Source organism: Streptomyces brasiliensis, from assembly GCF_014647875.1.
Lineage (GTDB): Bacteria > Actinomycetota > Actinomycetes > Streptomycetales > Streptomycetaceae > Streptomyces > Streptomyces brasiliensis.
The window spans coordinates 1-6,004 of sequence record NZ_BMQA01000153.1 but is presented as its reverse complement, the minus strand read 5'-3'; the positions used below and the strand labels follow the sequence as shown (position 1 = coordinate 6,004).

Genomic DNA, 6,004 nt, shown 5'->3' with positions numbered 1-6,004 from the left:
CGAGGTCGAAGCCGCTCTGCATGCGCATCCGGAGGTGTCCCGGGTCGCGGTGATCGCCCGCGAGGACACCGCGGGCGACAAGCGTCTGGTCGCCTACGTGGTGCCCGCCGACACCGACACCGAAGACGTGGACAGCGGTGGCATAGGGGAGTTCCTCGCGCAGCGGTTGCCCGACTACATGGTCCCTGCCGCGTTCGTCACCCTGCCGGAGCTGCCGCTGACCGCCAACGGCAAGCTGGACCGCAAGGCCCTGCCGGCGCCGGAGTACGCCACCGGCGTCGGCCGGGGCCCGGCCACGCCCACGGAGGAGATCCTGTGCGCGGCGTTCGCCGACATCCTCGGGGTGGAGTCGGTGGGCGTGGACGACGGTTTCTTCGATCTGGGCGGCCATTCGCTGCTCGCGGTCCGGCTGGTGTCGCGGATCCGTGTCGTGCTCGGCGTGGAGATCGAGGTCCGGACGCTGTTCGAGGCCCCGACGGTGGCCGGCCTGGCGGCCTGGATGGCCGAGGGAGCGGGGCAGGCGCGTACGCCGCTGCGGGCGGCGGAGACGCGTCCGGAGCTGGTGCCGTTGTCGTTCGCGCAGCGGCGGCTGTGGTTCCTGGGGCAGTTGGAGGGGCCGAACCCGACGTACAACATCCCCGTGGTGGTGTCGCTCGGCGGAGTGGACGCCGCGGTGCTGGGCGCGGCGCTGCGCGATGTGATCGAACGTCATGAGTCGCTGCGGACCGTGTTCCCGGCCGTGGACGGCGAGCCCTACCAGCGCGTCCTTGCCCCGGGGGAGCTCGACTGGGCTGTCCAGGTCACCCAGGTGACGCCTGGCGAACTGTCCGCGGCCGTGCGGCAGGCCTCGGAGTACGCGTTCGATCTGTCGGCGGAGCTGCCGGTCCGGGCGTGGCTGTTCGAGGCCGGCCCCGACGAGCAGGTGCTGGTGGTGGTCATGCACCACATCGCCAGCGACGGCTGGTCGATGGGTCCGCTCAGCCGGGATGTGTCGGCGGCGTACGCGGCGCGGCAGCGGGGCCGGGCCCCGGAGTGGCAGCCGTTGCCGGTGCAGTACGCCGACTACGCCCTGTGGCAGCGGGAGTTGCTGGGCGAGGAGTCCGATCCGGACAGCCGGCTGTCGGAGCAGGTGCGGTACTGGCGGGCGACGCTGGCCGGAGCCCCGGAAGAGCTGGCGCTGCCGGTGGACCGGCCGCGGCCGGCGGTGGCCACCCACCGCGGTCACGCCGTGCCGTTCCGGGTGTCGGCCGAGGTGCACCTGCGGGCGACGGAGCTGGCGCGTGCCGAGGGCGTGACACCGTTCATGGTGGTGCAGGCCGCCTTGGCGGTGACACTGTCGCGCGTCGGAGCCGGCACCGACATCCCCATCGGGTCCCCGATCGCGGGCCGCAACGACGAGGCGCTGGACGACCTGGTCGGGTTCTTCCTCAACAGCCTGGTGATCCGCACGGACCTGTCGGGCGACCCGGAGTTCCGGCAGGTGCTGAGCCGGGTGCGGAGCGCGAGCCTGGGCGCGTTCGCGCACCAGGACGTGCCGTTCGAGCGGCTGGTCGAGGAGCTGGCGCCGGAGCGCTCGATGTCCCGCCATCCGCTGTTCCAGGTCACGCTGACCGTGCAGACCATGGAGCGCGCCTCGCTCGACATGCCGGGGCGGCGGACCGGCCGTGAGGCCTTCGCGGTGGACGGCTCGGTGCCGGTGCCCGCGAAGTTCGATCTCGACGTGACGATGGTAGAGCAGTTCGATGACCGGCGCCGACCGGCGGGTTGGCACGGCATGGTGACGGTGGCGGCGGACCTGTTCGACGAACCGGCGGCCGCCAGGTTCGCCAGCTGGTTCGCGCGGGTGCTCGACGTGGTGACCACAACGCCTGATGTGCGGCTCGCAGCGGTGGACATTCTCGATGCGCAGGAGCGCGAACTGCTGGTCGGCGGGTGGAACGACACGGCCACGGATGTGGTGGGCCCGTCGGTGGTGGACGTGTTCGAGCGGCAGGTGCAGGCCGCGCCGGTCGCGGTCGCGGTGGTGGCCGACGGCGTGGAGATGACGTATCGGGAGCTGGCCACGGCGGCGAACCGGCTGGCCCGTCATCTGCGCGGCATGGGCGTGGGCCCCGAGTCGGTGGTGGGGCTGTGCCTGCCGCGCGGCGCCGGCCTCGTGACCGCGATTCTCGCCGTGCTGAAGGCGGGCGCGGCGTACCTGCCGATCGACGGGCGGCTGCCGGTGGACCGGGTGGCGTTCATGCTGGCCGACAGCCGTGCGCAGCTCGTCCTGGGCACGCAGGATCTGCTGGACGACCCGCCGGTCGGCCGGGTCCCGTTGGTCGCCCTCGACGACCGCACGACCTCCGCGCTGGTGGATGCCCAGCCGGAGGCCGCGCCGGAGGTGTCGATCGACCCGGCCGCCCTGGCGTATGTGATCTATACGTCGGGGTCGACGGGTGCCCCGAAGGGCGTGGCGATCGAGCACGCCGGAATCGTGAACCTGGTGGCCGCCCAGGGCGGACGGTTCGCGGTGGAACAGGGCGCGCGGGTGCTGCAGTTCGCCTCGGCCGGGTTCGACGCGGCGGTGTCGGAAGTGCTGGTGACACTGTGCTCGGGTGCGGCACTGGTGATGGCGCCGGCGGACGAGTTGCTGCCCGGTGGCGGGTTGGCCGATCTGGTCGCCGGTCACGGCATCACGCATACGACGCTGCCGCCGGCGGTCTTGAGGGCGCTCGGCGCCGCCGGCCTGGACTCGGTGACCACGCTGGTATCCGCCGGTGAGGCCCTGGACGCGGAGCTGGTCGAGCGGTGGGCGCCCGGCCGTCGTCTGATCAACGCCTACGGTCCGACGGAGATCACGGTGTGTGCGTCGATGTCGATGCCGCTCGCGCCCGGTGACGAGCCATCGATCGGTACGCCGATCGCCAACGTCCGCCTGTTCGTGCTGGACGACACGCTCAGCCCCGTCCCGGTGGGGGTCGCCGGCGAACTCTATGTCGCCGGTGCCGGTGTGGCACGCGGATACGTGGGCCGGCCCGGACTGACTGGCGAGCGGTTCGTGGCCTGCCCGTTCGATTCCGTCGGTGAGCGGATGTATCGCACCGGAGACGTGGTCAAGTGGGCCCCGGACGGCCGGTTGGTGTTCGTCGGGCGGGCCGACGAGCAGGTGAAGGTGCGCGGCTTCCGGATCGAGCCCGGCGAGATAGAGGCCCTGCTGTCGACCCACCCGGAGGTCCGGCAGGCGGTCGTGGTGGCGCGCGAGGACGCCCCCGGGGACAAGCGGCTGGTCGCCTACGTCGTCCCCGCGGACGACGGTGATGACGACATGGACCTCGCCGGGCTGCGGGAGTTCGTGGCCGGGCAACTGCCCGACTACATGGTTCCGGCCGCCGTCGTCCCGCTGCCGGTGCTGCCGTTGACGGTGAACGGAAAGCTGGACCGCAAGGCGCTGCCCGCCCCCGAGTACGCCGCAGGAGCGGGTCGTGGGCCCTCGACGGCGCAGGAGGAGATCCTGTGCGCGGCGTTCGCTGACGTGCTGGGCCTTGAGTCGGTGGGCGTGGACGACAACTTCTTCCAGCTGGGCGGGCATTCGCTGCTCGCGGTGCGGCTCGTGTCGCGGATCCGCGCGGTGCTGGGAGTGGAGGTCGAGGTCAGGACCCTGTTCGAGTTCCCGACGGTGGCGGGTCTCGCCGCCCACCAGGCCGGGAGCGCGCGGCAGGCCCGAACGGCGTTGCGCGCGGCGGCAACGCGGCCCGAGCGGGTTCCGCTGTCGTTCGCCCAGCAGCGGCTGTGGTTCCTCGCGCAGCTCGAAGGTCCGAGCCCGACGTACAACCTGCCCACGACGATCCGGCTGAGCGGCGATGTGGACGTCGCCGCGCTGGGTGCGGCACTGCGGGATGTCATCGGCCGGCATGAGTCGCTGCGGACGGTCTTCCCCGCGGTGGACGGCACGCCGTACCAGCAGATCCTCGACCCCCAGGACCTGGAATGGGAACTGCGGGTCTCCCAAGTGGAGCGCGGCGAACGAGCAGAAGCCGTCGCGCAGGCGATGCGGTACACGTTCGACCTGTCGGCGGAACTGCCGATCCGGGCCTGGCTGTTCGACTCCGGTGACGAGCAGCTCCTGGTGGTCGTGATGCATCACATCGCGGGCGACGGCTGGTCGATGGCCCCGCTGAGCCGGGACCTCTCGACCGCGTACGCGGCGCGGCTGCAGGGGCACGCCCCCGACTGGGAGCCGCTGCCGGTGCAGTACGCCGACTACACGCTCTGGCAGCGGGAGTTGCTGGGCGAGGAGTCCGATCCCGACAGCCTGCTGTCGACCCAGACCGCGTACTGGCGGAACACGTTGGCCGGAGCGCCGGAGGAGCTGGCGCTGCCGGTGGATCGCCCGCGACCGGCTGAGGCCGGCCACCGGGGACACCGGGTGCCGCTGCGGGTGCCGACCGAGGTGCACCAGAGGCTGGCGGAGCTGGCACGGGCCGAGGGCGTGACGGCGTTCATGGTGCTGCAGGCCGCGCTGGCGGTGACGCTGTCGCGCCTGGGAGCCGGTACCGACATTCCCATCGGGTCCCCGATCGCGGGCCGCAATGACGAGGCGCTGGACGGCCTGGTCGGGTTCTTCGTCAACAGCCTGGTGATCCGCACGGACCTGTCGGGCGACCCGGAGTTCCGGCAGGTGCTGGCCCGGGTGCGGGAGGCCAGCCTGGGCGCGTTCGCGCACCAGGACATGCCGTTCGAGCGGCTGGTGGAAGAACTGGCACCGACCCGGTCGATGGCACGCCACCCGCTGTTCCAGGTGTTCCTCACCCTCCAGAACACCGACGAGGCGTCGCTGGAGCTACCGGGAGCGCGCACCGGCACGGGCGCCGACTCGCCCGGCGGAGCGCCGGCGTCGGCATCGGCGAAGTACGACCTGAACGTCGGGATCGCCGAGATGTTCGACGACGAGGATCGTCCGGCGGGCCTGCGCGGAACCGTCACCGTGTCGGCGGACCTGTTCGACGAGGCCACGGCCGGGCGTATGGCGGACTGGTTCGTGCGGGTGCTGACCACGGTGACCGCGGCCCCGGAGGTGCGGCTGGCCGCGGTGGATGTTCTCGACGCCGGTGAGCGGGACCGTGTGCTGGTGCGGTGGAACGACACCGCGGCCGCGGTGAGGGACTCGTCCGTGGCCGGGATGTTCGAGGAGCGGGTGCGGGCGGTTCCGGAGGCTGTGGCGCTGGTGGCCGGTGGCGCCCAGGTCACGTATCGCGAGCTCGATGCACGGGCGGGTCGTCTGGCGTGCCACCTGCGTGATCTGGGCGTGGGCCCGGAGTCAGTGGTGGGGTTGTGCCTGCCGCGGGGCGTGGAGATGGTGACCGCGATCCTGGCGGTGTGGAAGGCAGGAGCGGCGTACCTGCCGATCGATGCCCAACTCCCGGCGGAGCGAGTGGAGTTCATGCTGGCCGACAGCGACGTGTGGCTGGTGCTGGGCACCCAGGAGGCGCTGAGTGGTCTGTCGGCCGTGCAGCTGCGAACGGTTGCCGTCGACCATCCGACAACCGCCGCGCTCCTCGACGGTTATGGGGAGTCGTCGCCGGGCGGGGTGCTGCCCGTCGTGGATGCGGCCGGGCTGGCGTACGTGATCTATACGTCGGGGTCGTCGGGCGTGCCGAAGGGTGTGGCGGTGACGCATGGGTCGCTGGCCAACTATGTGTCGTCGGTGTCGGGGCGGTTGGGCTGGGATGTGCCGGGGGCGCGGTACGCGCTGTTGCAGGCGCAGGTGACCGACCTGGGCAACACGGTGGTGTTCAGCAGCCTGGTCACAGGCGGACAACTCCACGTACTGGACGCCGAGTTGGCGACGGATCCGGAGGCGGTGGCGCGGTATGTGGCCGAGGAGCGGGTCGACCACATCAAGGTGGTGCCTTCGCATCTGGCGACCTTGACGGCCGCGGTGGGTGTAGAGGCGTTGCTGCCTGCCGGGTCGGTGGTGCTGGGTGGTGAGGCGGCGCAGGTCGACTGGACGGCGCAGCTGCTG

1 protein-coding gene is annotated in these 6,004 nt (G+C 71.8%); it reads left to right on the top strand.

The genetic code is table 11. The features are described from left to right. On the top strand, positions 1-6,004 hold a 6,004-nt coding region (locus tag IEZ19_RS48885; protein ID WP_189317816.1), incomplete at both ends, for a non-ribosomal peptide synthetase.